The organism is Burkholderiales bacterium, from assembly GCA_036262035.1.
Taxonomy (GTDB): domain Bacteria; phylum Pseudomonadota; class Gammaproteobacteria; order Burkholderiales; family SG8-41; genus JAQGMV01.
The window spans coordinates 241,131-264,613 of record DATAJS010000031.1 but is presented as its reverse complement, the minus strand read 5'-3'; the positions used below and the strand labels follow the sequence as shown (position 1 = coordinate 264,613).

Below are 23,483 nucleotides of genomic sequence, written 5' to 3'. Positions count from 1 at the left end.
TTTTCGGCCATACGAGGGGGCGGCAGCGATGCCGCGAGGAGGAGGACATGCCGGCTGCACAGACGCCATCCGAAGTCGACGCGTTGCAGGCCCTGCGCACGCTCGGCGAGCTCGCGCGATCCGCCAACGCCGTCATCGACGCGGACGCCTTCCTCCAGCAGATCATCACCGCGGCGGTGCAGATGTCGGGCGCCGACCAGGGCACGATCTACGACTACGACCCGGATTCCGAAGAATTCCTCCCGCGCGCGACGCACGGCATGGACGACGAGCACGTCGACCGCCTGCGCGCGAACCCGGTCAAGCTCGGCGAAGGCGCGGTGGGCATCGCCGCGGCGCGGCGGCAGCCGTGGGATGTTCCCGACGTCCTCGAAGATCCCGCGGTCACCGGCCGCTTCCGCGAAGCGGCGATACTGTCGGGCTTTCGCGCCGTCGCCGCCGTGCCGATGCGGCGCGGCAGCCGCATCGTCGGCGGCATCGTAGTGCGCCGCAAGGCGCCGGGGGCGTTCGGCCCCGAGCGCATCGGCCTCCTCCAGGTCGTCGCACAGTCGACGCTCGCGCTCCAGAACGAGCGCCTCCTGCGCGAGATCGAGATCAAGAACCAGGCGCTGGAGGCCGCGGATCGTCTCAAGTCGCAGCTCGATGCGCGGCGCATGACCGAGCAGCTCATCGAAGCGCTGCCCAATCCGGTCTTCTTCAAAGGTACCAACGGCAAGTATCTCGGCGTCAATAAGGCGTGGGAAAGCTACTTCGGCATCCCGCGCGAGAGCTTCGTCGGCAAGACGGTGCACGACCTCTATCCCAACAATCCGGAAGTCGCGGACCGCCTGCACGCGATGGACAAGGCGCTGTGGGACAAGCCGGGCACGCAGACCTACGAGACGACGATCAAGACCCCGCACGGCATGCGCGAGGCGAGCTATTACAAGGCGACCTTCACCGACACGCGCGGCACGATCGCGGGCCTCATCGGCACGATCATCGACGTCACCGATCGCAAGCGCGAAGACGAGCGCCGCCGGATGGAGCATGCGATCACGCGCGTGCTGTCCGAAGCCGAGACGACCGGCGAAGCGGTGACCAGGATCATCCAGATCATCTGCGAGAGCCTCGGCTGGGCGTGCGGCGCGCACTGGCGCTGGGACGAGCAGACGCAGCTCCTGCGCTGCGCGCAGACGTGGCACATCGATTCGCCCGAGATCGGCGAGTTCGTCACGGCCGCCGCGCAGACGGTCAACGAAGCGCCGGCGTGGACCGGTGAGGCCGCCCCGAAACTGACGACCGGCGGACTGGTGCGGCGGGTGTGGATGGACGGCGCGCCGGTGTGGTTCCGCGACGTGACGCAGGCGCCCGGTTTCCGCCGCGGCGCGACCGCCGCTAAAGCGGGCCTGCACTGCGCGTTCGGTTTTCCGGTGCTGGCCGCCGCCACCCAGCCGATCGGCGTGATCGAGTTCTACGGCCGCTCGATCGCCGAGCCCGACGAAGCCCTGCTGCACATGGTGCGCGCGGTCGGCCGCCAGATCGGCCAGTTCATCCGCCGCCGCGAGAGCGAGCGCCGCAGCCAGATGCTCGAGGAAGCGAGCCGCCACAAGTCGCAGTTCCTCGCCAACATGAGCCACGAGCTCAGGACGCCGATGAACGCGATCATCGGCGTGTCCGAGATGCTGCTCGAAGACGCGCACGATTCAGGCCAGGAAGAGCAGGTCGAGCCGCTGCAGCGTATCCTGCGCGCGGCGCAGCACCTGCTCGTGCTGATCAACGACATCCTCGACCTCTCCAAGATCGAGGCCGGCAAGATGGAGCTCTCGCCGGAGACTTTCGAGGTCGGCTCGCTGGTCGACGACGTCGCGGACACCATACGGCCGCTCGCCGAGAAGAACGGCAACGCCGTGAAAGTGCACTGCGGCGAGGGCGTGGGCGAGCTCTACGCCGACGCGACACGCGTGCGCCAGGCCTTGCTGAATCTCGCGAGCAACGCGGTGAAGTTCACCGAGAAAGGCACGGTCACGATCACCGCCGCGCGGCATACGACCGCGGCCGGCGACAACGTGTCGCTGCAGGTGACCGACACCGGCATCGGCATGACGCCCGAGCAGATCGGCCGCCTCTTCCAGGATTTCGAGCAGGCCGACGCGTCGACCACGCGCAAATACGGCGGCACCGGGCTGGGGCTCGCGATCAGCCGCCGCTTCTGCCGCATGATGGGCGGCGACATCACGGTGCAGAGCACGCCGGGACGCGGCTCGACGTTCACGATACAGCTCCCGGTGACGACGGCGCCGCAGGAGCTGCGCGCCATCGCCGATCGCACGCCGCTGCCCGCCGCGCCCGTCAAGAGCGACCGCAAGGCGACCGTGCTGGTCGTCGACGACGACGAGACGGTGCGCGAGTTCATGACGCGCTTCCTCGAGCGCCAGAATTACGACGTCGCCACCGCGGCGAACGGCATCGAAGCGCTCGCGCTCGCGCGCGAGATGCGGCCCGCGGCGATCACGCTCGACGTGATGATGCCCGACATCGACGGCTGGACCGTGCTCGCGGCGCTGAAAGGCGATCCCGAGCTCGCCGGCATCCCGGTCATCCTGCTCACCATCGTCGACGAGAAGCAGCGCGGCTACACGCTCGGCGCGACCGATTACATGGTGAAGCCGGTCGACCGCGAGCGCCTCGCGATCCTGCTGCGGACATTGTGCGGCCGCGATACGGGCCATCTGCTGCTGGTGGAAGACGACGAAGCCTCGCGCGCCACCGTGCGCGCCGCCGTCGAGCGCCATGGCTGGACCGTCGACGAGGCGGCGAACGGCCGCGTCGCGCTGGACCGCGTGCAGCAGTCCAAACCGGATGCGATACTCCTCGATTTGATGATGCCCGAAATGGATGGATTCGAGTTCCTCGCACAGCTCCGGGAGAAGAGCGAATGGCGCGACATCCCGGTGATCGTGGTGAGCGCGCTCGACCTGACCGAAGAAGACCGCAAGCGGCTGAACGGTGAGGTCGAGACGGTGATACGCAAGGGGGCGCACGACAGCGACAAGCTCCTGCGGAAGGTGAGCGAGACGCTCGCGGCACGCATACGCCACGCCGAGCCCGCCGCCGCAGGAGGCGCTCGATGAAAATACTGTACGTCGAGGACAACGAGGACAACGTGTACGTGCTCAGGAACCGCCTGACCCGGCTGGGGCACGAGGTGCTCATCGCGGGCGACGGCGCGAAGGGTATCCAGATGGCGGTCGCGGAAAAGCCCGACCTCATCATCATGGACCTCTCGCTGCCGGTGCTCGACGGCTGGGAGGCGACGCGGCGCCTCAAGGCGTCGGACGACACGCGCGGCATTCCGGTCATCGCGCTGTCGGCGCACGCGATGTCCGGCGACCGCGAGAAAGCGCTGGAGGCCGGCTGCAACGATTTCGACACCAAGCCGGTGGATTTCCCGCGGCTGCGCGGCAAGATCCAGGCGCTCGTGGAGAACGGCGGCTCATGATGACGAACGCCGGGCCGCGGCTGCTGGTCGTCGACGACAACGAGGACAACCGCTACACGCTCACGCAGCGGCTGAAGCGCCAGGGTTACACCGACGTGACCGCCGCGACCAACGGCCGCGAAGCGCTCGACCTCCTCGCGCTGCACGAGTTCGATCTCGTGCTGCTCGACGTGATGATGCCGGAGATGAACGGCTACGAGGTGCTCGACCGGCTCAAGGGCGACGTGCGGCTCCGGCACCTGCCGGTCATCATGATCTCCGCGGTCGACGAGCTCGAGAGCGTGGTGCGCTGTATCAAGCTCGGCGCCGAGGACTATCTCGCCAAGCCGTTCAACCCGGTGCTGCTCAACGCCCGCGTCGGTGCGAGCCTGGAGAAGAAGCGGCTGCGCGACGAGACCGCGTCGCATCTCGCGCGCATGGAAGCCGAGCTCGAATCCGCCCGCGAGATCCAGCTCGGCATGGTGCCCGGCGAGTTTCCGCCGCCAAGCGCGGCGATCGAAGTGTTCGGCACCCTCCTGCCCGCGCGGCAGGTCGGCGGCGACCTCTTCGATTTCTTCCATCTCGAGGACGGCACGCTGTGTCTCGTGGTCGCGGACGTCTCGGGCAAGGGTGCGCCGGCCGCGCTGTTCATGGCGCATACCAACAGCGTCATCCGCGTCGCCGGCACGCTCCTCTGCGCCAGGGACGGCGAGCGGCCGAGCCCCGCCGGCATCATCGAGCACGTCAACAAGGAGCTGTGCCGCGTCAACAGCGCGTTCATGTTCGTGACGGTGTTCTTCGCGATGCTCGATCCGAAGACGTCCACGCTCTCGTTCTGCAGCGCGGGCCATCAGATGCCGTGCGTGATCGGCGCCTCGGGCGAGGTCAGGCGCGTCGAAGGTCCGGTCGGGATACCGCTCGGCATCGAAGCGGGCTTCGAGTACGAGAACGGCGAGCACAAGCTCGAGCCGGGCGACGCGATCTTCATGTACACCGACGGCGTCTCCGAGGCCACCAACGTGGAGCACTGCTTCTTCAGCGACCGGCGCCTCGAGGACAGCCTCAAAGGCCTCGGCGGCGCGACGCCGAGAGCGATCGTCGACAAGGTGGTCGAGGACGTGCGCGCCTTCGTCGCCGAAGCGCCGCAGGCCGACGATATTGCGGCGATGGCGGTGCGGCTGGTCTAATCCGCCTTTCCCGAAAAATTCCAAACGAAAACGTAGCGCAGGCGCCTCGCCTGCTTCATAAGCGCTGCCGGCAGGGGCGCCTGCGCTACACGAGGAGGTCCATGAAGCTTTCCGCGCTCGCGCTGTCCTGCGCGCTCGCCGCCGTCACGCACGCCGCATCCGCGCAGACGCCGCCGCGATTTCCTTCCAAGCCGGTGCGCATCGTCGTCCCGTACGCCGCGGGCGGTCCGGTCGACGACGTCGCGCGTTACATCGGCCAGAAAGTCAGTCCCAAATGGGGACAGCCGGTGCTCGTCGATACGCGCGGGGGCAGCGGCGGCGCGGTCGGCGCGGAGCTCGTCGCGAAGTCGCCGCCGGACGGTTACACGCTGCTCCTCGGCAACGGCGGTCCGATGACCGTCTACCCGCACCTGCGCAAGAAGCCGCTCTACGATCCCGAGCGCGCTTTCGAGCCGGTCACCTGGGTGCTCGCAGCGCCGATGCTGCTCGTGGTGCATCCGTCGACGCCGATCCGCTCGGTGCGCGACCTCGTGCGCATCGCGAAGCAGAAGCCGGGCGGCCTCACCTACGCGAGCGCCGGCATCGGCAACCTCCAGCACCTGTCGATGGAGCTGCTGCAGACGATGGCCGGGATCAAGATGGTCCACGTGCCCTACAAGGGCGCGGCGCCGGCTTTCGTGGATCTGATCGCGGGGCAGGTCGACGTCATGTTCGCGAACATCGTCGGGGCGCTGCCTCAGGTGAAAGCAGGGCGGCTGCGCGCGATCGCGGTGTCGAGCGCGAAACCGTCGGCTGCGGCGCCCGGCGTCGCGCCCATCGCGCAAGCGTATCCCGGGTTCGACATGACCGCGTGGATGGGCATCTTCGCGCCCGCCGGTACGCCGAAGGAGCTCGTCGCTGCCATCCATCGCGATCTCGCGTCGGTGCTCGTCCTGCCCGAGACCAGACAGCGGCTGGCGCAGCAGGGCGCGGACGTGATCGCGCAGGGGCCCGCGGAGCTCGCCGCCTTCATGAAGAAAGAGAGCGCGGTGTTCGCGAAGATCATCAACGACGCCGGCATTCCGCAGGAGTGAGACGCTAACGAACGTTTTCGGGATTGCTTCGTCGCATCGCTCCTCGCAATGACGTCATCGCGAGGCGCGGCAGGCGCCGTGGCGATCTCGTGGCGCACGATCAAATCCTATGGCGTAGCGCAGGCGCGCTCGCCTGCATCAAAATCCGAAGCCAGGAAGCAGGCGGGGCGCCTGCGCTACCAATCCGGAGGGGTCCTGATGCACCGCGTACTTGCCGTCACCGCGTTATCGGCTCTCGGCGTCACCGCACACGCCCAGACCAGCTACCCGATCAAGCCCGTCCGCATCATCGTGCCGCAGTCGCCCGGCGCGTCGACCGATCTCACCGCGCGGCTGATCGCGCAGCGGCTGAACGCCGCGCTCGGCCAGCCGTTCGTCGTCGACAACCGCCCGGGCGCGGGCAGCATCGTCGGCACCGATCTCGTCGCGAAAGCCGCGCCCGACGGCTACACGCTGCTCGTCGTCGCCTCGTCGATCACGCTCAATCCGACGCTGCACAAGAACCTGCCGTTCCAGCCGATCCGCGACTTCGCGCCGATCACGCAGCTCTCGTCGTTTCCCAACCTCCTCACGGTGCATCCGACGCTCCCGGTGAAGACGGTGAAGGACCTCGTCGCGCTGGCGAAGGCCAAGCCGGGATCGATCAATTACGGATCGAGCGGCGCGGCGACCGGCACCCATCTCTCGGCGGAGCTCTTCAAGTACATGACCGGGATCGACATGGTCCATGTCCCTTACAAGGGCGGCGGTCCCGCGGTGCAGGCGCTGCTCGGCGGCCAGGTGCAGCTCAACTTCGCCACGATCGTGTCGGTGCTGCCGCATCTGAAAAGCGGCAAGCTGCGCGGCATCGCGGTGACGACCGCGAAGCGCTCGCCCGCCGCGCCGGAGATTCCGACGATCGCCGAATCGGGTGTGCCCGGCTATGATCATGGCCCGTGGAACGGCTTCCTCGCGCCGGCGAAGACGCCTCGCGCGATCGTCGCGAAGCTCAATGAAGAGACCGCGCGCATACTCCACAGCCCCGACGTGAAGAACGTCTTCATGAGCGAAGGCGCCGAGCCCGTCGGCAACAAGCCCGAGGAGTTCGCGGCGATCATCAAGTCGGAGACCGAGAAGTGGGCGAAGGTGATCAGGGCGGCGGGGATCAAGGCTGATTGAAGGCAAAAGCGTGAACGAGTGAACGGGTGAATAAGTGAACGGGTGTTTCGAGCGCATGAACCGTTCACGCAGTTACCGATGAATATCGACCTCCACAACCACGTCGTTCCCCCCACCGTCGTCGACGCGCTCTCGAAAAACCCCGACCGCTACGGCATGGGCATCGAGGAGAAGGACGGCAAGCGCTGGTTCAACAGCCATGGCCGCCTCGCGGAGCTCGCGCCGGTGTTCTACGACGCGGACGCGAAGGTCGAGTGGATGGATCGCAACCGTCTCGACGTCGCTGCGATCTCGGTCGGGCCGCCGATCTACTTCTACTGGCTGTCGCCCGAGATCGGCCTCGAAGCGGCGAAGCTCGCCAACGACGGCATCGCCCAGATGGTGGCGAAGCGTCCCGATCGCCTGCGCGGCATGGCGCACCTGCCGATGCAGGACCCCGACGCCGCGGTGACCGAGCTCGAGCGCGTAGTCAAGGAATACCGGTTCAAGGCGGTCGAGGTCGGCACCTCGATCGAAGGCGTCGAGCTCGCCAACCCTAAGTTCAGGACAGTGCTGAAGACCATCGAGCAGCTCGGCTGCTTCGTCTTCACCCATCCGTACCAGTGCCTCGCGCAGGGCGGGATGGGCGAGTACTACCTCTCGAACTTCGTCGGCTTCCCGCTCGACACCACGCTCATGGTCGCGCACCTCATGTACAGCGGCGCGCTCGACGAGCTGAAGACGTTGAAATTCCTGCTGCCGCACGGCGGCGGCTACGTGCCCTACCAGATCGGCCGCTTCATCCACGGCTTCAACGTGCGCCCCGAGCCCAGGGCGAAGACTCAGACCTCGCCCGCGGAGCTGCTGCGCCGCTTTTACTTCGATGCGCTGACGCACGACCCGCAGGCCGCCCGCCATCTCATCGACAGGGTCGGCGCGGACCGCGTCGTCATCGGCAGCGACCACCCGTTCGACATGGGCCCGCCGGACCTGATGGGTGCGATAGACTCGATACCCGATCTGTCGGCCAGCGAGCGCGAATATGTCTGCAGTCTCACGGCGCTGTCGCTGCTGGGGGAGGACTGAATGACGGTGAAACGTGAAACGGATCTTCTCACTTCGCGCTTTCCCGTATTCACCCCGTTTCACGTTTCACATTTCACATTTCACGGAACTTAAAAATGACCCACACCGAACGCCGCAACCGCCTGCGCGAGCTGATCGCCGGCAACCAGTGTCTTTCCCCCGCCAGCGTCTACGACGCGCTGTCCGCGCGCGTCGCGAAGAGCGTCGGCTACGAGATCGGCATGCTCGCCGGCTCGGTCGCGTCGAACAGCACGCTCGGCGCGCCGGATCTCATCGTGCTGACCATGACCGAGTTCGCCGACCAGATCCGCCGCATCACGCGCGCGTCCGACCTCCCGCTCCTGGTCGACGCCGACCACGGCTACGGCAACGCGCTCAACGTCATGCGCACGGTCGAGGAATGCGAGCACTCCGGCGTGTCGGCGATGAGCATCGAGGACACCATCCTGCCGACGCGCTTCGGCAACACCGGCGGCGAAGAGCTGATCTCGATCCCCGAAGGCGTGGGCAAGATGAAAGCCGCGCTCGCCGCGCGCAGCGATCCGTCGCTCGTCATCGCCGGCCGCACGTCGGCGCTGAAGGTGGAAGGCCTCGAAGGCGCGCTCGCGCGAGCCAAGGCGTACGCCCAATGCGGCGTCGACGCGATCTTCCTCGTCGGCGTGGAGACCATCGAGCAGGTTAAAGCGGTGCACGACGCGACGAAGCTGCCGATCATCGTCGGCTCGGCGCCCGCGTCGATCAAGCGCGAGGACTTCGCCGCGGCCGGCGCACGCATCCTCCTGCAAGGCCACCAGCCCATCGCCGCCGCGGTGAAGGCGCTGCGCGAAGTGTACGAGCACCTGCACAAGGGCGGCGCGCCGGCGGCGCTCAAGGACAAGATCGCGTCGAACGACGAGATGAACGCGATGACGCGCAACGACATCTGGAAGGGGTGGCAGAAGGACTGGCTGCGGTAACGTGCGCCACGGGATCGCCACGGCGTTCCTATCGGAGCCGCCTCGCGATGACAGCCTCGGTTGTCATTGCGAGGAGCGCCAGCGACGAAGCAATCGCGAAACGTTCGCAACAAAAAGGCCGGCGATGCCGGCCTTTTTCATTTCACGGTTCGACCAGCTCCCACCGATCCTTCGCCCACCTCAGCACCGCCGACGACATCGAATTCGACGCTTTACTCCTGAACTGCTCGGCGAGCTTGCGCAATGCGCTGATGGCGGCGGGGCTCGCATCTGCGAGATAGAGCACCACATCGGTCGTCGGCAAGGCGATGAGCAGCGTGCCGCCCTGCGCCGCGGCGAGCCCCGCCCATTCGGAATGGATCGCCACGCGTCCGACTTCGTAGACGTTCCCCGAGACATGTCCGATGCGGCCGCGCTGGACCGGCTTCGCCGATTCCGAGACGGGCGGGAGCACGGCGAGCGTGTTCTTCGCCGCCAGCTCGAACGCCTGGTCCGCAGTGAGCTTGAGCGCCTCGAGGTGACGTCCGTCGACCGAACGCAGGGAGCTCGGCAGGTCGAGCACCAGCGTCACGTGCAGGTTCCCGGCGAGCGGCCGCTCGACGAGCGTCGGCCCGTCCGCGCCCAGCGCCGCTCGCGCGCGAGCGAGATAATCGTCGGATCGCACGACGAGGCGCAGCGCGCTCGCCTCGACCCATGCGGTTTCTTCAGCGTTGGACATCGTAGGCAATAACAGTAATCCGAAGGCGGCGGCGCAGACGATCCGTCGGCGCGGCTTCATTTGTCCCGCAGCACCAGCGCGGACAGGAGCCACGACACGATGCTGAAGAGTATCGATCCGAAGAACGCGCCCCAGAATCCCGCGACGTGGAAGCCCGACAGTATCGAGCCGACGAACCAGAAGAGCAGCGCGTTGATGACGAGGATGAAAAGGCCGAGCGTGACCACCGTCACCGGCAGCGTCAGCAGCACGAGCACCGGCCGTATCACCGCGTTGACGAGCCCGAGCACGAGCGCGGCGATCAGCGCCGCCCCGAAGCTGTCGACGCTGATCGACGGCACGAGATAGGCGACCGCGATCAGCGCGAGCGCGTTGACGAGCCAGACGAGTAGTATGCGCATGACTTAACGCGACGGATCGTCGCCGACCTGCACCATCTGCTTGCCGACGTTGTCGCTGTTGAGGAGCCGCAGGAAGGCTTTCGGCAGGTTCTCGAAGCCGTGGGCGATGTCGAACTTCGATTTCAGCGCGCCCGCGCTGTACCAGCTCACGAGGCGGTCGCGCGCCTCCTGGTAGCGCGCGGTGTAGTCGCTGACGAGAAAGCCCTGGATCGTCGCGCGCGCGATCAGCGTCTGGCGGTGGAAGCGCTGGCCGATGTCGGGCTGTCCGAACCTGCCCGCGAGGCTGATCGAGCCCACCAGCACGACGCGAGCGTGGGGCGCGAGGTTCTGCATGACCGCGTCGCTGATCGCGCCGGCGGTGTTGTCGATGTAGACGTCGACGCCGTTCGGGCACGCCCGGCGGATCGCCGCCGGCAGGTGCGCGCTTTGCGCGCGGTAATCGACGATGTCGTCGTAACCGAGCTCCCGGCAGAAAGCGGCTTTCTGCGGCGAGCTCGTGACGCCGACCGCGCGGCAACCGGCGAGCTTCGCGATCTGTCCCGCGATCTGGCCGACCGAGCCGGCCGCAGCGGAGACCACCACCGTATCACCCGGCCGGATGCGGCCCGCATCCAGCAGCGCGAAGTATGCGGTCGTGCCGTTGAGCCCGAACGCCTCCATCCAGTACGGCAGCGGCGCGACGCCGGGATCGACCTTGCGCACCGCGCCCGCATGGATCGCCGAATACTCCTGCCAGCCGAAGCTGAAATCGGTGACGACGAGGTCGCCGGGCTTGTATTGCCGCGAATTCGACTCCACCACTTCGCCGATGCCGCCGCCGAGCATGACGTCACCGGGCGCGACACCCTTGGCGTAGTTCTTCTGCGGGCTGATGCGCCCTCGCATGTAAGGCGCGACGTCCAGATAGATCGCGCGCACGAGCACCTGGTCCGGCTTCGGCGCCGGCACCGGCCCTGCGGAAAGCGTCCAGTTGCCCTCGGTCGGCAGGCCGTCGGGATAGGACGCGAGGCGCCACTGCTTCTGGGTCTCAGGAACTGTCGCCATGTTTGCGGAATACGACGGAAAGATTGTTCGCCGGCATGGCCGCGGTCTCGACGAGCGCGAGGCCTTCGGCGCCCGCCACTTTTACCACATCGTCGAGGTCGCGCACGCCCCATTCGGCGTCGTGCGTGCGGAGCGACGCGTCGAACGCTTCGTTGCTCGGCGCGGTGTGCCGGCCTCCGACGCGGTACGGTCCGTACAGGTAGAGCACGCCGTCCCCGGGGAGGATCGCGCCCGCGCCGCGCATCAGCGCGAGCGTCGCTGTCCACGGCGAGATGTGGATCATGTTGACGCACACGATCGCATCGGCGCGCTCGATCGGCCACGGCTCTCTGCGCACGTCGAGCTCGATCGGCGGCATGAGGTTCGGCAGCGCTTCGCCGGCCGCCCACGCCTCGATCGAAGCGCGCGCGGCCGCATCGGCGTCGCTCGGCTGCCAGGTGAGCATCGGCAGCGCGCGGCTGAAATGGACCGCGTGCTGGCCGCTGCCGGCGGCGATCTCGAGCACGAGGCCGCTCTTGGGCAGCACGCGCCGGAGCACCTCGAGGATCGGCTCCTTGTTGCGGTCGCAGGCAGGGCTCGTGAGTCGCGTCATGCTCAAAACAACCTGCACAGGATGCGCACGTTCGCGATGAACAATGCGGCGATCCAGACGGCGACGCCGAAGCCGGCGTAGCCGGCCGCCGGGCCGATACAGCTCGCCGCCGGCCAGCCCGCACGAGCGATGAACGGCAGCGCCGCAAGCGCCGCCACGCCGACGAGTCCGGCCACGAAGTAAAGCTCCAACCCGCCTTCGCAGGACCGAGGCGCCGCGGCGAACGCGGCGACGACCATCGCCGCGGAAATGGCGCCCGCGACAGCGCGTGTGCGCGGGGCGATCCAGGCGGCGCTCACGCGCTGCGCTCCAGATGCAGCTTGAGACCTTCGTGTGACGCCTCGAACCCGAGATCCTGGTAGAAACGGATGGCATCCGGCCGCGTCTTGTCGGACGTGAGCTGGACCATGTGGCAGCGGCGCGCCCGCGCGCGCTCGATCGCCCGGGACACGAGCTCTCGGCCGACGCCCGCCGAGCGCGCGTCGGCGGCGACGCGAACGCCTTCGATCAGCGCCCGCCAGCCGCCGCGATACGTGATGTTCGGAATGAACGTGACCTGGAGGACGCCGACGATGCGCGCGTCGCTGCGCGCGACGACGAGCTCGTTGTTGTCGTCGCGGGCGATGGCGTCGAACGCGGCGTAATAGGCGTCCGGCAGCGGCACGGCATACGTTTCGCGTTTCGCGCCGAGCGGATCGTCGGCGAGCAGGCGAACGATCTCGGGCAGATCGTCGCGCGTGGCGACGCCGATTTCGAGCGTGGAGGACATGGCGCGATTATGCGGCACGCGCTCCGATGTCCGAAAACGGCCAGACAGCGCGCGGCGGAACGCCGATAATCGGCTCATGTCTCTCGATCCCCGCATCTGCTACCGGGCGCTGACAGCGCGCGACGCGAGATTCGACGGGCGCTTCTTCGTCGCGGTCTCGTCGACGCGCATCTACTGCCGGCCGGTGTGTACGGTGAAACCCCCGAAGCGCGAGAACTGCACGTTCTTTCCGAGCGCGGCGGCGGCGGAAGCGAACGGCTACCGGCCGTGCCTGCGCTGCCGGCCCGAGCTTGCGCCGGGCAACGCGAGCGTCGATGCGACCACGCGCCTGGCGCAGGCCGCCGCGAGCCTCATCGAGGACGGGACGCTCGCCGACGGTGGGCTCGACGCATTGGCGGGGCGGCTCGGCATCACCGACCGCCACCTGCGGCGCGCGTTCGGCGCCGAATTCGGCGTGTCGCCGGTGGAATTCGCGCAGACGCAGCGGCTGCTGCTCGCCAAGCGCCTGCTCACCGACACCGCGCTGCCCGTCACCGACGTCGCGTTCGCGAGCGGCTTCAACAGCGTGCGGCGCTTCAACGCGCTGTTCAGCGAGCGCTATCGCTTGCGCCCGGGCGACCTGCGGCGGCAGCAGCGACAGGCCGAGGGCGCGAGCGACGTGCTCGAGCTGGAGCTCGCGTTCAGGCCGCCGTTCGACTGGTCGGCGATGCTGTCGTTCCTCGGCGCGCGCGCCATCGCGGGGGTCGAGGCGGTCGACGACGGCGTCTATCGACGCACCGTGCGCATCGAAAGCGGCGGCAAGGAACACACCGGTTGGATCGCGGTCGCGATGTCGGCGAAGAAACCGACGCTGCGAGTGACCGTGGCCGCGTCGCTCGCCAGGGCGGTGCCGCCGGTGATCTCGCGCGTGAAGTCGCTGATGGACCTCGCGTGCCAGCCCGCCGAAGTGGCGAAGGCGCTGGGCACGCTCGGCAAACGCCATGCGGGCTTGCGCGTGCCGGGCGCGTTCGACGGTTTCGAGCTCGCGGTGCGCGCGATCCTCGGCCAGCAGGTCACCGTGGCCGGAGCGAGCACGCTCGCGGGGCGTTTCGCGGCGGCGTTCGGGGATCGGATCGATACGCCGTTCGAGACGCTCGCGACGCTCTTTCCGACGGCTGCGCGTATCGCCGAGGCGGCCCCGACGCGCATCGCCGGCGCCGTCGGCATGCCGGCCGCACGCGCGCGATCGATCGCGGCGCTCGCCCGCGCCGTGGCGGACGGCGAGCTTGCGCTCGCGCCGAACGCCGACGTCGAATCCACGCTCGCGGCGTTGCGCGCGCTGCCTGGGGTGGGCGAGTGGACCGCTCAATACGTCGCGATGCGCGCGCTGTCGTGGCCCGACGCGTTCCCGCACATCGATCTCGCGTTGATGAAAGCGCTCGGCGAGACCGATGCGAAGCGCGTGCTCGCGGCGGGCGAAGCGTGGCGGCCGTGGCGGGCGTACGCGGTGATGCACCTCTGGCAATCGCTTGTGAAGGAGTGACGATGGAGTACTACGATTTCTATGACAGCCCGCACGGCCAGATGCTGCTGACGGCCTCGGACGAAGGCCTCTCGGGCGTGCACTTCGAAGGCGAGAAGTATTACCCGCAGATCGCCGCGGCGTGGAAGCGGGATGCGCAGCATCCGACGCTGCGTCAGGTGAAGCGCGAGCTCTCGGAGTACTTCGCTCGCGAGCGCGAGTGCTTCGACCTCGTGCTCGCGCCGCACGGAACGAACTTTCAGCGCACGGTGTGGAATGCGATATCGACCGTGCCGTTCGGCGAGACCATCACCTACGGCGAGCTCGCACGGCGCGCGGGGTCGCCCGCCAGCGTGCGAGCGGCCGGTGCGGCGACCGGACGCAATCCGCTGACGATCATCGTGCCGTGCCACCGCATCGTCGGCTCGACCGGCAGCCTCACCGGTTATGCGGGCGGGCTCCATCGCAAGCGCGCGCTGCTCGCGCTCGAATCGCGCACCGCCGACCTGTTAGCGGCCGTCTAGAGCTTGCCGCTCGCGCGCATCCCTTCCAGCCTGAGCGCGATGAATTGCTCGAGCTCGGAGAGGCGCTGCCGCAGGGCCTGACGTTCTTCGTCCGAGGCGCATTCGGCAAGCTCGCGCCTCAGGGCGGCGCGCTCGTGGGCTGCGAGCGCCGGCGGCGTGCGCCGCCCGTTCGTTTACATCAACCGTTCGCCGCGGCCTTGATGCCGGTCGCCTTGATGAGCTTGCCGAACTTCGCGACTTCGCTCTTCAGGTACGCGTGGAACTGCTCGGGCGTGCTCGCGATGATCTCCGCGCCGACTTCGGCATGCTTCGCCTGCACGTCCGGCATCTTGAGGATCTCGACGAGGTCTTTGTGCAGACGCGCCTGGAGCGGCTTCGCCATGCCGGGGCCGCCGGCGACGGCCGACCACGACGAGTTCTCGTAGCCCGGCACGCCGGCTTCCGCGACGGTCGGGAGGTCGGGCAGGGCGGGCGAGCGTTTCTTGCCCGTCGTCGCGAGCCCGCGCAGCCGGTTCGTCTTCAGATGCGGCACGGTCGAGATCATGTTGTTGAACAGCACCTGGATCTGGCCGCTGATGAGATCGGTCAGCGACGGCGCGGAGCTCTTGTACGGCACGTGAGTCATCTTGACCTTGGCCATCATGCAGAAGAGCTCGCCCGAGATGTGGCCGAAGCCGCCGATGCCGGACGAGCCGTAGTTGAGCGCGCCGGGCTTCTCGTGTGCGAGCGCGATCAGCTCCTTCACGCTCTTCGCGTTGACCGTCGGGTGCACGACGAGGACGCCGGGCGAGGTCGACACCTGGGTGATCGGCGTGAAGTCCTTCGTGACGTCGAACGGCAGCTTGTAGAGGTGCGGGTTGACCGCCCACGTGCCGACGGTCGCGATCACCAGCGTGTAGCCGTCGGCGGGTGCGCGTGCGACGATCTCCATGCCGATGTTGCCGTTGGCGCCGCCGCGGTTGTCGACGATGACCTGCTGGCCCATGCGCTGGCCCATCTTCTCGGCGAGCATGCGGCCCTGGATGTCGGTGGGGCCGCCCGGCACGAAAGGCACGACGAGGCGGACCGGCTTGTTCGGATAGTCGCCCGGACCCTTGATCACCTGCGCGTGCGCCGCGGGTGAGAACGCGGCCGCCAGCACGAGAGCGAGGCGGCTGAAACGCAACTTCATGGGAAATTCCCTCCTTGTGAGAGCGCAGCATTTTACGTGCGCGCCGGAGGAAATTGGGCGGGGTCAGCTCCCCAGGGTCGACTTCAGACGCAGCACCGCCGATGCGGGGCTGGTCAGCACCTTGCGCCCGCGCTTCTTCGGGATGGCGTCGGCGGCGCTCGCCATCGAGAACTGGCCGAGCACCAGCGCGTCGCAGTCCTCCATCTCTTCCGCGGCGGCAGCGATCAGGCGATCGTGCTCGCCGGGCTGGCCGTCGTGCAGCGCCGCGAGGGCGGACGGAATCGCGCTCGTCCGTATGGAGAGCTTCAGGCCTTTTTCCGCAGCGAGATCCTCGAGCTCCTGCCGGAGCGACGGGATGCTCGGGGCGAACGTCGCCATGAGGCCGATCCGCGTGCCCGCGGCGAGCGCCTCGTCCAGCATCGCTTCGTTGGGTTTGAGGACCGGCACGTCGAGCTGCCTGCGCGCCTCTTCGATGGCCGGGCCGAACGCGGAGCAGGTGAAGAGGATCGCGTCCGCGCCGCAGCCGCGCACGTAGCGCGCGAGCGTGACGAAGCGCTCGATCATGACGTCGGTGAGCTTGCCGTCGGCAGCGAGATCGGGCGCGAGCGAATCTTCCAGCAGGCTCGTCGTGCGCGCCGCCGGCCACAGCCGCTTGAACGCCGAGACGATCGGCTCGATGGCGACCGGGGTCGCGTGGATGAGGGCTATACGGGGTGCTTGCATAAGTGTTTTGAAAAGGCGTTTTTTACCGCAGAGGACGCAAAGGAAAGCCTACATGCTGTCATCGCGAGCGCCGAAGGCGCGTGGCGATCTCGTGGCGCACGCCGTTCGTTCGCAACGGGATTGCTTCGTCGCTATCGCTCCTCGCAATGACGATTTTGCCTTCCTTTGCGTCCTTTGCGTCCTTGGCGGTTTATTGCTTTTAAACGGTTTGCGCGAGGCGTTGAGCGCTCTTCTCGACCTCGGCCACGACCGCAGCGCCGAAAGCGCGCGTGCCGGTCTTGCCGCCGAGGTCGGCGGTCCGGTTTGCGCGGTTCGCGAGCACCGCGTCGACGGCCGCTTCGATCGCGCGGCCGGCTTCGGAAAGCTCTTTGCGGTTGCGGCGGTGTCCGAGGGCGTCGAGCAGCATCGCGGTCGAGAGTATCAATCCGGTCGGGTTGCCGATGTCCTTGCCCGCGATGTCCGGCGCCGAGCCGTGTCCGGCGTTGGCGACGACGTGCTCGTCGCCCGCGTTGAGCGCCGCGGCGAGGCCGAGGCTGCCCGACATCGCGACCGCGAGGTTCGACAGCACGTCGCCGAACATGTTGGTGATCAGGATCACGTCGTGACGCTCGGGCCGCGTGTAGATGTCCGCCGCCATCGCGTCGATGTCCATCTCCCGCCAGGTCACCTGCGGATGGTCCTGGGCCACTGCCGTCGTCTGCTCGATGAAGATCCCGTCGGACAACTGGAGCACGTGGCGCTTGCCGACCGCGGTCACGCGCCTGCTGCGGCGGCCCGCGTACTCGAACGCGACCTTGGCGATGCGCTTCGACGCTTTCGCGGTGATCTTGCGCACCGACAGCGCGACGTCGGGCGTGGGCATGAACTCGCCGCTGCCCAGGAACATGTTGCGGTCGGAATAGAAGCCTTCGGTGTTCTCGCGGACGATGAGGCAGTCGAGCTTCGGCAGCGCGCGCTCGATGCCTGGGCGGCTGCGCGCCGGGCGGATGTTCGCGTAGAGGTCGAGGCGCTTCCGGATCGTGCCGGGCACGTTGATGCCGCCCTGCTCGCGCGGCGGATATTCGGTCATGCCGCACGGGCCGAGCACGACGCCGTCGGCGGCCAGCGCTTCCTCGACGATGGCTTCGGGCATCGTCGTGCCGATCTTGCGATAGCTCGCCATGCCGACGTCGCGCGTCGTGAGCTGGAGACCCAGCGAGTACACGGCGTTCGCTCGTTCGAGCACCGACACCGCGGCGGCGGTGATCTCGGGCCCGATGTCGTCGCCGGGCAGGACGAGTATGTTCATGCGATTTCTTCTTTCCGGTTGCGGGGAGTTTGCGGCAGGACGTAAGGCTGGGCTATTGTAGATAAAAACCCGACAGAGGAGGACTCATGGCTCGTTCTCAGCTATTCGCAGCGTTTGCCGCACTCACCGTTCTGTCCTGCGGGAACGCGTTCTCGCAGGCATATCCCGCGAAACCGGTGCGCATACTCGTCGGCTTCGCGCCCGGCGGCGGCACCGACATCATGGCGCGCACGGTCGGGACCAAGCTCTCGGAGTCGATGAAGCAGCAGTTCGTCGTCGACAACCGTCCGGGGGCGAACGCGAACCTCGCGGCCAAGCTCGCGGCCGAAGCGCCCGCCGACGGCTACACGCTGCTCTTCATGTCGGTCGCGCACATCATGAGCAAGCCGGTGTACAAGAACCTCGGCTACGACATCGAGCGCGATTTCACGCCGATCACCGTGGTGTCGAGCGTGCCCAACGTGCTGTGCGCGAACATGTCGCTGCCGGCGCGCTCGGTGAAAGACATCATCGCGCTCGCCAAGGCGAAGCCCGGCGAGATGACCTACGCCACGTCCGGCGTCGGCAGTCCCGAGCACTTCGCCGGCGAGATGTTCAAGATGATGACCAGGACCAACCTGCTGCCGATTCCCTACAAGGGCGGCGGCCCCATCGCGATCGACCTTCTGGCGGGACATGTAATGACGAGCTTCTCGACCATGCCGCCGGTGATCCCGCACATCAAGGCGCATCGCGTGCGCGCGATCGCGGTGACGACGGAAAAGCGCGCGCCGGTGCTGCCCGACGTCCCCACGGTCGCCGAGACGGTGCCGGGCTATTCGATGAGCACGTGGTACGGCGCGGTCGCCCCGGCGAAGGTCTCGCGCGACATCGTGCAGCGTCTCAACCACGAGATGGTGAAGGCCCTCGCGCTCGCCGACGTGAAGGAGCGCATGGCTTCGCTCGGCGCCGACGTCGTGGCGAGCTCGCCCGAAGAGACCGCGACGATCTTCAGGAACGACATCGCGAAGTTCACCAAGGTCGCGCACCAGGCGAACATCCACGCGGACTAGTGCATGAAGATCGACCGCGGCCTCGCCGACACGCCTTACGGCTACATCCACTACCGGCATGCAGGCCGCGGACACGCACGAGCCGTCGTGCTGAGCCACATCAACCAGCAGTCGTCGGCGCTGATGACCGAGCTCGTCGAAGCGCTGGCTGCAAAAGTCCATGCCATCGCGATCGACTACCCGGGATGCGGCATGTCCGATCACGTCTCGGCGCAGCCGACGATCGCCGACTACGCGAGGTGCGCGATCGCAGCGATGGATGCGGCGGGTGTCGAGCGCGCGACCGCGCTCGGCGAAGCGACCGGCGCGTTCGTGTCGGCGGAGCTCGCGGCGTCTTTTCCGTCGCGGATCGAGCGCGCGGTGCTGGTGAACTGCCCGTACTATCCGGACCGCAGCGTCAGCGAGCGCGCCCACGCGCCGCTGCGCGATCATCTCAGGCCCAGCGATGCTTCCGGATTTCCGCTCACCCGCACCCTCGACTTCGTGCTTGCCCACGACGCGACCCATGCGCCGATCGACGCCGATCAGTCGTGGATGGACCGCATCAACGTCGCGCAGGTCGAAGCCGGCCGCGACCGCTGGCAGCCGTTGCATGCGCTCGGCGCGTACGATCAGCACGGGCAGTTTCGCGAGATCGGCTGCGACGTGCTCTTCCTCATGGGCGAGCACTTCCACTACACGAAGGACATGCCCTCGCTCGAAAAGACGGTGCCGCGCGGCCGCGGCGAAGTGATCCCCGGCGCGCGCTTCTGTGCGACGTGGAGCCACGCGGATCTCGTCGCGTCGCGCACGTTCGATTTTCTCGGCGCATGAAAGTGCTCGTCACGGGCGGGGGCGGATTTCTCGGGCAGGGTGTCGCTCGGGCGCTGCTCGCGCGCGGCGGTCTTGCCGACGAGCCCGGCGGCACGACGCGGCTCGACGAGCTGGTGCTGTTCGACCAGGCGTTCGGTGCCAACGCGCTGGACGACGAGCGCGTGAAGCGCGTCGGCGGCGACATCGTCGACCGCGATCTCGTGAGCGAAGTGTGCCGCGACGCCGACGCGGTGTTCCATCTCGCGTCGGTGGTGAGCGCCGGCGCCGAAGCCGATTTCGATCTCGGCATGCGCGTCAACGTCGACGGCATGCGCACGGTGCTCGAAGCGTGCCGCGCGCATTCGAGCCTGCCGCGGCTGGTTTTTACGAGCTCGGTCGCGGCGTTCGGCGGCGAGCTGCCGCAGACCGTCGTCGACACCACCGCCGCGACGCCGCGGTCCTCGTACGGCACGCAGAAGGTGATCGGCGAGCTGCTCGTCAACGACTACACGCGCAAAGGCTATCTCGACGGCCGCGCGATACGCCTGCCGACGATCGTCATCCGGCCCGGCAAGCCGAACCGCGCCGCGTCGGGCTTCATGAGCAACATCCTGCGCGAGCCTCTCGCGGGCGAAGCCGCGGTGTGCCCGGTGCCTGAAGACGCGAGGATGTGGATCGCGTCGCCGCGCCGCGCGATCGACGCGCTGATACACGCGATGGAGCTCGACGAGAGCGCGTGGGGCGCGCACCGCACGCTCAACGCGCCCGGCATCACGGTGAGCGTCGCGCAAGCGCTGGAGGCGCTCGAGCGCGTCGCCGGCCGCGAAGCGCGCGCACGAGTGCGCTTCGAGCGCGATCCCGGGATCGAGCGCATCGTGCTGTCGTGGCCCGCCGCGTTCGACACCGCCCGCGCCGACCGGCTCGGCTTCAGGCGCGACGAAAGCATCGAGGACATCGTCCGCATGCACGCAGCGGCGAGTAACGCATGAATCCGATACTGGGCTGCATCGCCGACGACTTCACCGGCGCGACCGATCTTGCGAACACCCTCACGCGCCAGGGCATGTGCACGGTCGTGCTGCTGGGCGTGCCGCGCACCGACCTCGATCTGTCCGAAGCCGATGCGATCGTCGTCGCGCTGAAATCGCGATCGATACCGGCGCGCGAGGCGATCGAGCTCTCGCTCGAGGCGCTCGAATGGCTGCGGAACGCGGGCGTGCGGCAGTTCTATTTCAAGTACTGCTCGACGTTCGATTCGACGCCGGCGGGCAACATCGGACCGGTCGCCGACGCGCTGCTCGAAGCGCTGCACGAGCCGTTCACCATCGCGTGCCCGGCGTTCCCGACCAATGCGCGGACGATCTACCAGGGCCATCTGTTCGTCGGCGGCGAGCTGCTGTCCGAGTCGGGCATGCGCAACCATCCGATCAACCCGATGACCGATTCGTCGCTGGTGCGCGTGCTCCAGCAGCAGGCCGAAGGACGCGTCGGCCTCATTCCGTTCGCGGCCGTGGAACGCGGCGCCGAAGCGATCTCCGCGTCGGCGAGCGCGCTGCAGGCGCAGGGCTATCGCTACGCGATCGTCGACGCGCTCACCGACGAGAACCTCTGCGAGATCGGGGCGGCGTGCGCGTCGATGCGCCTGCTGACGGGCGGCTCGGGGCTCGCGCTCGGGCTTCCGGTCAACTATCGACACGAGGGGCTGCTCAAGCGCCACGCCGCCGACAGCGTGCCGAGCATCGCGGGTCCCGCGGTCGTGCTCGCCGGGAGCTGTTCGACCGCGACGCAGCGCCAGGTCGCTCGAGCGAAAAAGCAGTGGGACGCGTTCGAGCTCGATCCGCTCGCGATCTCGGCGTCCGCGGACCCGGCCGCGGACGCTCATGCATGGGCTTCGAGCCGCACCGGCGAGCAGCCGATACTCATCTACTCGTCGGCCGACGCGCAGCGCGTCGCGGCGGCACAGTCGCAGCTCGGCCGCGAGCGCGCGAGCGAGCTCGTCGAGCGCACGTTCGCCGAGCTCGCGAAACGGCTCGTCGACGGCGGCGTGCGGCGCATGGTCGTCGCGGGCGGCGAGACCTCGGGCGCGGTCGTGTCCGCGCTCGGCGTCGAAGGTTTGCGCATCGGTCAGGAGATCGATCCCGGCGTGCCGTGGACCGTCACGATCTCGGGAGAGCCGATCGCGCTCGCGCTCAAATCCGGCAACTTCGGCGCGGACGATTTTTTCACCAGGGCATTCGAGTTACTGAAATGAACGAGAACCCACTGCGCGAGCACATCGCAACCCTCGGCAAATCGCTGTACGACCGCGGGCTCGCGCACGGCAGCGCGGGCAACATCAGCGTCAAGCTTCAAGACGGCTGGCTGATGACGCCGACCAATTCCTGCATGGGCAGGCTCGATCCGGCGCGCATATCGAGGCTCGACGGCAGCGGCAAGCTGCTCTCGGGCGACAAGCCTTCGAAAGAGACGTTCCTGCACATCGCGATGTACGAGGAGCGCGCGGCGACCGGCGCGGTCGTGCACCTGCACTCGGTGCATTCGGTGGCGGTGTCGTGCATGGACGGCCTCGACGCGGCGAACGTGTTTCCGCCGATCACCGCTTACGCGGTCATGCAGGTCGGCCGCCTTGCGCTCGTGCCGTATTACCCGCCCGGCGACGAAAGCCTCGCCGAGGCGGTGCGCAAGGTCGCGGGCAAGCACCACGCGGTGCTGCTCGCGAACCACGGCCCGGTGGTCGCGGGCTCGTCGCTCGACGCAGCCGTCAACGCGATCGAAGAGCTCGAGCAGACCGCGAAGCTCATGCTGCTCCTGCAGGGGCAGCCCACGCGGTATCTGAATGCGGAGCAGGTCGCGGAGCTGAACCGCCGCTTCCCCGCCTGAAGATCAAGATGGATTCCCGATCGCTTCCGCTGGCGCGGGTCGGGAATCCCGGCAATCGTCATCCCCGCGAACGCGGGGATCCATTTTGACATTCAACGTGCGTATACTCAGCGCGCCCCCCGGGGGCGCGAAGTTCGAATGACAAGATCTGAGGAGAAGGCATGAGATTCAAGGCAGCTCTCGCAATACTGTGCGCGCTGGGTTTGACCGGCGCCGCAACCGCCCAGACCTACCCGACCAAGCCCGTCCGCATCATCCTGCCTTTCCCGCCCGGCGGCCCGAGCGACATCCTCGGGCGTGCGCTGGCGGCAAAGCTCACCGAGCAGGTGGGCCAGCAGGTCATCACCGACAACCGGCCGGGCGCGGGCGGCAACCTCGGTCTCGAGCTCGCCGCCAAGTCTCCGCCGGACGGCTACACGCTCGTGCTCTCTTCCCCGCTGATCTCGATCAGCCCGTCGCTGTACTCCAAGCTCAACTACGATCCGCAGAAGGACCTCGCGCCGGTGTCGCTGGTCGCGCAGATCCAGAACGTGCTGCTCGTGCATCCGTCCGTGCCGGCGAAGACCCTCAAAGAGCTGATCGCGGTCGCGAAGAAGCAGCCCGGCAAGCTCAACTACGGCTCGGGCGGCGTCGGCACCACCACGCACCTCGCGCCTGAGCTCATGCAGCACCTGACGGGCACCAAGCTCGTGCACGTGCCGTACAAGGGATCGGGGCTCGCGCTCATCGGTCTCATCAGCGGCCAGGTCGACGTGCTCATCATGGCGGTGCCGGCGGCACAGGCGCAGGTCGACGCCGGCAAGGCGCGCGCGCTCGCGATCTTCTCCGAGAAGCGCGCGACGCCGATGCCGAACGTTCCGACGGCGAAGGAAGCCGGCTTCGACGGGCTCGTCGTCGACATCTGGTACGGCATTCTCTCGGCTCACGGCACGCCCGGGCCCGTCATCACGAGGCTCAACACCGAGATCAACAAGGCGCTCGCCGCGCCCGACCTGAAGGAGAAGCTGCTGTCGGTCGGCGTGCAGCCGCTCGGCACTTCGCCCGACCAGTTCGCGACGTTCATCCGCACCGAGGCGGCGCGCTACGCGAAGATCATCAAGGCAGCCGGCATCAAAGCAGACTAGAGGGT

The 23,483-nt window shown here is 67.8% G+C and carries 24 protein-coding genes; 15 read left to right on the top strand and 9 right to left on the bottom strand.

The window, feature by feature from the left end; translation table 11 throughout:
* Positions 1-47 precede the first annotated feature (47 nt).
* From VHP37_31185 to VHP37_31155, 7 genes are all read left to right on the top strand, one after another.
* The gene (locus VHP37_31185; protein ID HEX2830841.1) at positions 48-3,113 is read left to right on the top strand and encodes a response regulator; all 3,066 of its coding nucleotides are present in this window, start codon (positions 48-50) and stop codon (positions 3,111-3,113) included.
* Positions 3,110-3,481, top strand: a complete 372-nt coding sequence (locus VHP37_31180; protein HEX2830840.1) for a response regulator — start codon at positions 3,110-3,112, stop codon at positions 3,479-3,481. Before VHP37_31185 ends, VHP37_31180 begins: the two co-directional genes overlap by 4 nt.
* Positions 3,478-4,647 (top strand): SpoIIE family protein phosphatase, encoded by a 1,170-nt coding sequence (locus VHP37_31175; GenBank protein HEX2830839.1) that lies wholly within the window; start codon positions 3,478-3,480, stop codon positions 4,645-4,647. Before VHP37_31180 ends, VHP37_31175 begins: the two co-directional genes overlap by 4 nt.
* A 101-nt stretch (positions 4,648-4,748) precedes the next feature.
* Positions 4,749-5,720 (top strand): tripartite tricarboxylate transporter substrate binding protein, encoded by a 972-nt coding sequence (locus VHP37_31170; protein ID HEX2830838.1) that lies wholly within the window; start codon positions 4,749-4,751, stop codon positions 5,718-5,720.
* 198 nt (positions 5,721-5,918) lie between these two features.
* Positions 5,919-6,878, top strand: a complete 960-nt coding sequence (locus tag VHP37_31165; GenBank protein ID HEX2830837.1) for a tripartite tricarboxylate transporter substrate binding protein — start codon at positions 5,919-5,921, stop codon at positions 6,876-6,878.
* A 78-nt stretch (positions 6,879-6,956) separates the two neighbouring features.
* Positions 6,957-7,943 (top strand): amidohydrolase family protein, encoded by a 987-nt coding sequence (locus tag VHP37_31160; GenBank protein ID HEX2830836.1) that lies wholly within the window; start codon positions 6,957-6,959, stop codon positions 7,941-7,943.
* 95 nt (positions 7,944-8,038) lie between these two features.
* Positions 8,039-8,899 (top strand): oxaloacetate decarboxylase, encoded by an 861-nt coding sequence (locus tag VHP37_31155; GenBank protein HEX2830835.1) that lies wholly within the window; start codon positions 8,039-8,041, stop codon positions 8,897-8,899.
* Positions 8,900-9,041: 142 nt separating this feature from the next.
* On the opposite strand, the gene VHP37_31150 is transcribed toward VHP37_31155, so the two are convergent.
* Genes VHP37_31150 through VHP37_31125 form a run of 6 tightly spaced genes read right to left on the bottom strand, consistent with a single transcriptional unit; the run spans position 9,042 to position 12,423 of the window.
* Complete coding sequence (locus tag VHP37_31150) at positions 9,042-9,617, bottom strand: hypothetical protein (protein ID HEX2830834.1); 576 nt, start codon at positions 9,615-9,617, stop codon at positions 9,042-9,044.
* A 56-nt stretch (positions 9,618-9,673) separates the two neighbouring features.
* Positions 9,674-10,018, bottom strand: a complete 345-nt coding sequence (locus VHP37_31145; GenBank protein HEX2830833.1) for a phage holin family protein — start codon at positions 10,016-10,018, stop codon at positions 9,674-9,676.
* Positions 10,019-10,021: 3 nt separating this feature from the next.
* Positions 10,022-11,062, bottom strand: coding sequence for an NADP-dependent oxidoreductase (locus VHP37_31140; protein HEX2830832.1), 1,041 nt, complete (start codon positions 11,060-11,062; stop codon positions 10,022-10,024).
* On the bottom strand, positions 11,046-11,654 hold the full coding sequence (locus tag VHP37_31135) for a DUF938 domain-containing protein (GenBank protein HEX2830831.1): 609 nt from the start codon (positions 11,652-11,654) through the stop codon (positions 11,046-11,048). Before VHP37_31135 ends, VHP37_31140 begins: the two co-directional genes overlap by 17 nt.
* Positions 11,655-11,656: 2 nt before the next feature.
* Positions 11,657-11,953 (bottom strand): hypothetical protein, encoded by a 297-nt coding sequence (locus VHP37_31130; GenBank protein ID HEX2830830.1) that lies wholly within the window; start codon positions 11,951-11,953, stop codon positions 11,657-11,659.
* Entirely contained in the window at positions 11,950-12,423 is a 474-nt protein-coding gene (locus VHP37_31125; GenBank protein HEX2830829.1) for a GNAT family N-acetyltransferase, read from the bottom strand. The genes VHP37_31130 and VHP37_31125 overlap by 4 nt, the downstream gene beginning before the upstream one ends.
* A gap of 76 nt (positions 12,424-12,499) precedes the next feature.
* On the opposite strand from VHP37_31125, the gene alkA reads away from it, so the two are divergent.
* Both alkA and VHP37_31115 read left to right on the top strand, forming a co-directional pair.
* Positions 12,500-13,945 (top strand): DNA-3-methyladenine glycosylase 2, encoded by a 1,446-nt coding sequence (alkA, locus tag VHP37_31120; protein ID HEX2830828.1) that lies wholly within the window; start codon positions 12,500-12,502, stop codon positions 13,943-13,945.
* A gap of 2 nt (positions 13,946-13,947) precedes the next feature.
* Positions 13,948-14,448: a methylated-DNA--[protein]-cysteine S-methyltransferase gene (locus VHP37_31115; GenBank protein HEX2830827.1), complete on the top strand. Its 501-nt coding sequence runs from the start codon at positions 13,948-13,950 to the stop codon at positions 14,446-14,448.
* Positions 14,449-14,626: 178 nt separating this feature from the next.
* On the opposite strand, the gene VHP37_31110 is transcribed toward VHP37_31115, so the two are convergent.
* The 3 genes from VHP37_31110 to VHP37_31100 all read right to left on the bottom strand — a co-directional run bounded on the left by VHP37_31110 (position 14,627) and on the right by VHP37_31100 (position 17,630).
* Positions 14,627-15,619 (bottom strand): tripartite tricarboxylate transporter substrate binding protein, encoded by a 993-nt coding sequence (locus tag VHP37_31110; GenBank protein HEX2830826.1) that lies wholly within the window; start codon positions 15,617-15,619, stop codon positions 14,627-14,629.
* A gap of 63 nt (positions 15,620-15,682) precedes the next feature.
* The gene (locus VHP37_31105) at positions 15,683-16,342 is read right to left on the bottom strand and encodes an aspartate/glutamate racemase family protein (protein ID HEX2830825.1); all 660 of its coding nucleotides are present in this window, start codon (positions 16,340-16,342) and stop codon (positions 15,683-15,685) included.
* A 199-nt stretch (positions 16,343-16,541) separates the two neighbouring features.
* Complete coding sequence (locus VHP37_31100; protein HEX2830824.1) at positions 16,542-17,630, bottom strand: isocitrate/isopropylmalate family dehydrogenase; 1,089 nt, start codon at positions 17,628-17,630, stop codon at positions 16,542-16,544.
* Between the two features lie 86 nt (positions 17,631-17,716).
* Here VHP37_31100 and VHP37_31095 point away from each other — a divergent pair, with 86 nt between their 5' ends.
* The 6 genes from VHP37_31095 to VHP37_31070 all read left to right on the top strand — a co-directional run bounded on the left by VHP37_31095 (position 17,717) and on the right by VHP37_31070 (position 23,478).
* Complete coding sequence (locus tag VHP37_31095; protein ID HEX2830823.1) at positions 17,717-18,682, top strand: tripartite tricarboxylate transporter substrate binding protein; 966 nt, start codon at positions 17,717-17,719, stop codon at positions 18,680-18,682.
* A gap of 3 nt (positions 18,683-18,685) precedes the next feature.
* A complete protein-coding gene (locus VHP37_31090; GenBank protein HEX2830822.1) occupies positions 18,686-19,495 on the top strand; it encodes an alpha/beta hydrolase in 810 nt (269 codons plus the stop codon).
* Positions 19,492-20,463, top strand: coding sequence for a D-erythronate dehydrogenase (gene denD / locus VHP37_31085; GenBank protein ID HEX2830821.1), 972 nt, complete (start codon positions 19,492-19,494; stop codon positions 20,461-20,463). The genes VHP37_31090 and denD overlap by 4 nt, the downstream gene beginning before the upstream one ends.
* Positions 20,460-21,725: a 3-oxo-tetronate kinase gene (otnK, locus tag VHP37_31080; protein ID HEX2830820.1), complete on the top strand. Its 1,266-nt coding sequence runs from the start codon at positions 20,460-20,462 to the stop codon at positions 21,723-21,725. Before denD ends, otnK begins: the two co-directional genes overlap by 4 nt.
* Positions 21,722-22,354: a 3-oxo-tetronate 4-phosphate decarboxylase gene (gene otnC / locus VHP37_31075; GenBank protein HEX2830819.1), complete on the top strand. Its 633-nt coding sequence runs from the start codon at positions 21,722-21,724 to the stop codon at positions 22,352-22,354. The genes otnK and otnC overlap by 4 nt, the downstream gene beginning before the upstream one ends.
* A gap of 161 nt (positions 22,355-22,515) precedes the next feature.
* Positions 22,516-23,478, top strand: a complete 963-nt coding sequence (locus VHP37_31070; protein HEX2830818.1) for a tripartite tricarboxylate transporter substrate binding protein — start codon at positions 22,516-22,518, stop codon at positions 23,476-23,478.
* The last annotated feature ends 5 nt before the right edge of the window (positions 23,479-23,483 follow it).

Coding starts and splice junctions, on each gene's coding strand:
- VHP37_31185 (HEX2830841.1), top strand. CDS start 48: ATGCCGGCTGCACAGACGCCATCCGAAGTCGACGCGTTGCAGGCCCTG.
- VHP37_31180 (HEX2830840.1), top strand. CDS start 3,110: ATGAAAATACTGTACGTCGAGGACAACGAGGACAACGTGTACGTGCTC.
- VHP37_31175 (HEX2830839.1), top strand. CDS start 3,478: ATGATGACGAACGCCGGGCCGCGGCTGCTGGTCGTCGACGACAACGAG.
- VHP37_31170 (HEX2830838.1), top strand. CDS start 4,749: ATGAAGCTTTCCGCGCTCGCGCTGTCCTGCGCGCTCGCCGCCGTCACG.
- VHP37_31165 (HEX2830837.1), top strand. CDS start 5,919: ATGCACCGCGTACTTGCCGTCACCGCGTTATCGGCTCTCGGCGTCACC.
- VHP37_31160 (HEX2830836.1), top strand. CDS start 6,957: ATGAATATCGACCTCCACAACCACGTCGTTCCCCCCACCGTCGTCGAC.
- VHP37_31155 (HEX2830835.1), top strand. CDS start 8,039: ATGACCCACACCGAACGCCGCAACCGCCTGCGCGAGCTGATCGCCGGC.
- VHP37_31150 (HEX2830834.1), bottom strand. CDS start 9,617: ATGTCCAACGCTGAAGAAACCGCATGGGTCGAGGCGAGCGCGCTGCGC.
- VHP37_31145 (HEX2830833.1), bottom strand. CDS start 10,018: ATGCGCATACTACTCGTCTGGCTCGTCAACGCGCTCGCGCTGATCGCG.
- VHP37_31140 (HEX2830832.1), bottom strand. CDS start 11,062: ATGGCGACAGTTCCTGAGACCCAGAAGCAGTGGCGCCTCGCGTCCTAT.
- VHP37_31135 (HEX2830831.1), bottom strand. CDS start 11,654: ATGACGCGACTCACGAGCCCTGCCTGCGACCGCAACAAGGAGCCGATC.
- VHP37_31125 (HEX2830829.1), bottom strand. CDS start 12,423: ATGTCCTCCACGCTCGAAATCGGCGTCGCCACGCGCGACGATCTGCCC.
- alkA (HEX2830828.1), top strand. CDS start 12,500: ATGTCTCTCGATCCCCGCATCTGCTACCGGGCGCTGACAGCGCGCGAC.
- VHP37_31115 (HEX2830827.1), top strand. CDS start 13,948: ATGGAGTACTACGATTTCTATGACAGCCCGCACGGCCAGATGCTGCTG.
- VHP37_31110 (HEX2830826.1), bottom strand. CDS start 15,619: ATGAAGTTGCGTTTCAGCCGCCTCGCTCTCGTGCTGGCGGCCGCGTTC.
- VHP37_31105 (HEX2830825.1), bottom strand. CDS start 16,342: ATGCAAGCACCCCGTATAGCCCTCATCCACGCGACCCCGGTCGCCATC.
- VHP37_31100 (HEX2830824.1), bottom strand. CDS start 17,630: ATGAACATACTCGTCCTGCCCGGCGACGACATCGGGCCCGAGATCACC.
- VHP37_31095 (HEX2830823.1), top strand. CDS start 17,717: ATGGCTCGTTCTCAGCTATTCGCAGCGTTTGCCGCACTCACCGTTCTG.
- VHP37_31090 (HEX2830822.1), top strand. CDS start 18,686: ATGAAGATCGACCGCGGCCTCGCCGACACGCCTTACGGCTACATCCAC.
- denD (HEX2830821.1), top strand. CDS start 19,492: ATGAAAGTGCTCGTCACGGGCGGGGGCGGATTTCTCGGGCAGGGTGTC.
- otnK (HEX2830820.1), top strand. CDS start 20,460: ATGAATCCGATACTGGGCTGCATCGCCGACGACTTCACCGGCGCGACC.
- otnC (HEX2830819.1), top strand. CDS start 21,722: ATGAACGAGAACCCACTGCGCGAGCACATCGCAACCCTCGGCAAATCG.
- VHP37_31070 (HEX2830818.1), top strand. CDS start 22,516: ATGAGATTCAAGGCAGCTCTCGCAATACTGTGCGCGCTGGGTTTGACC.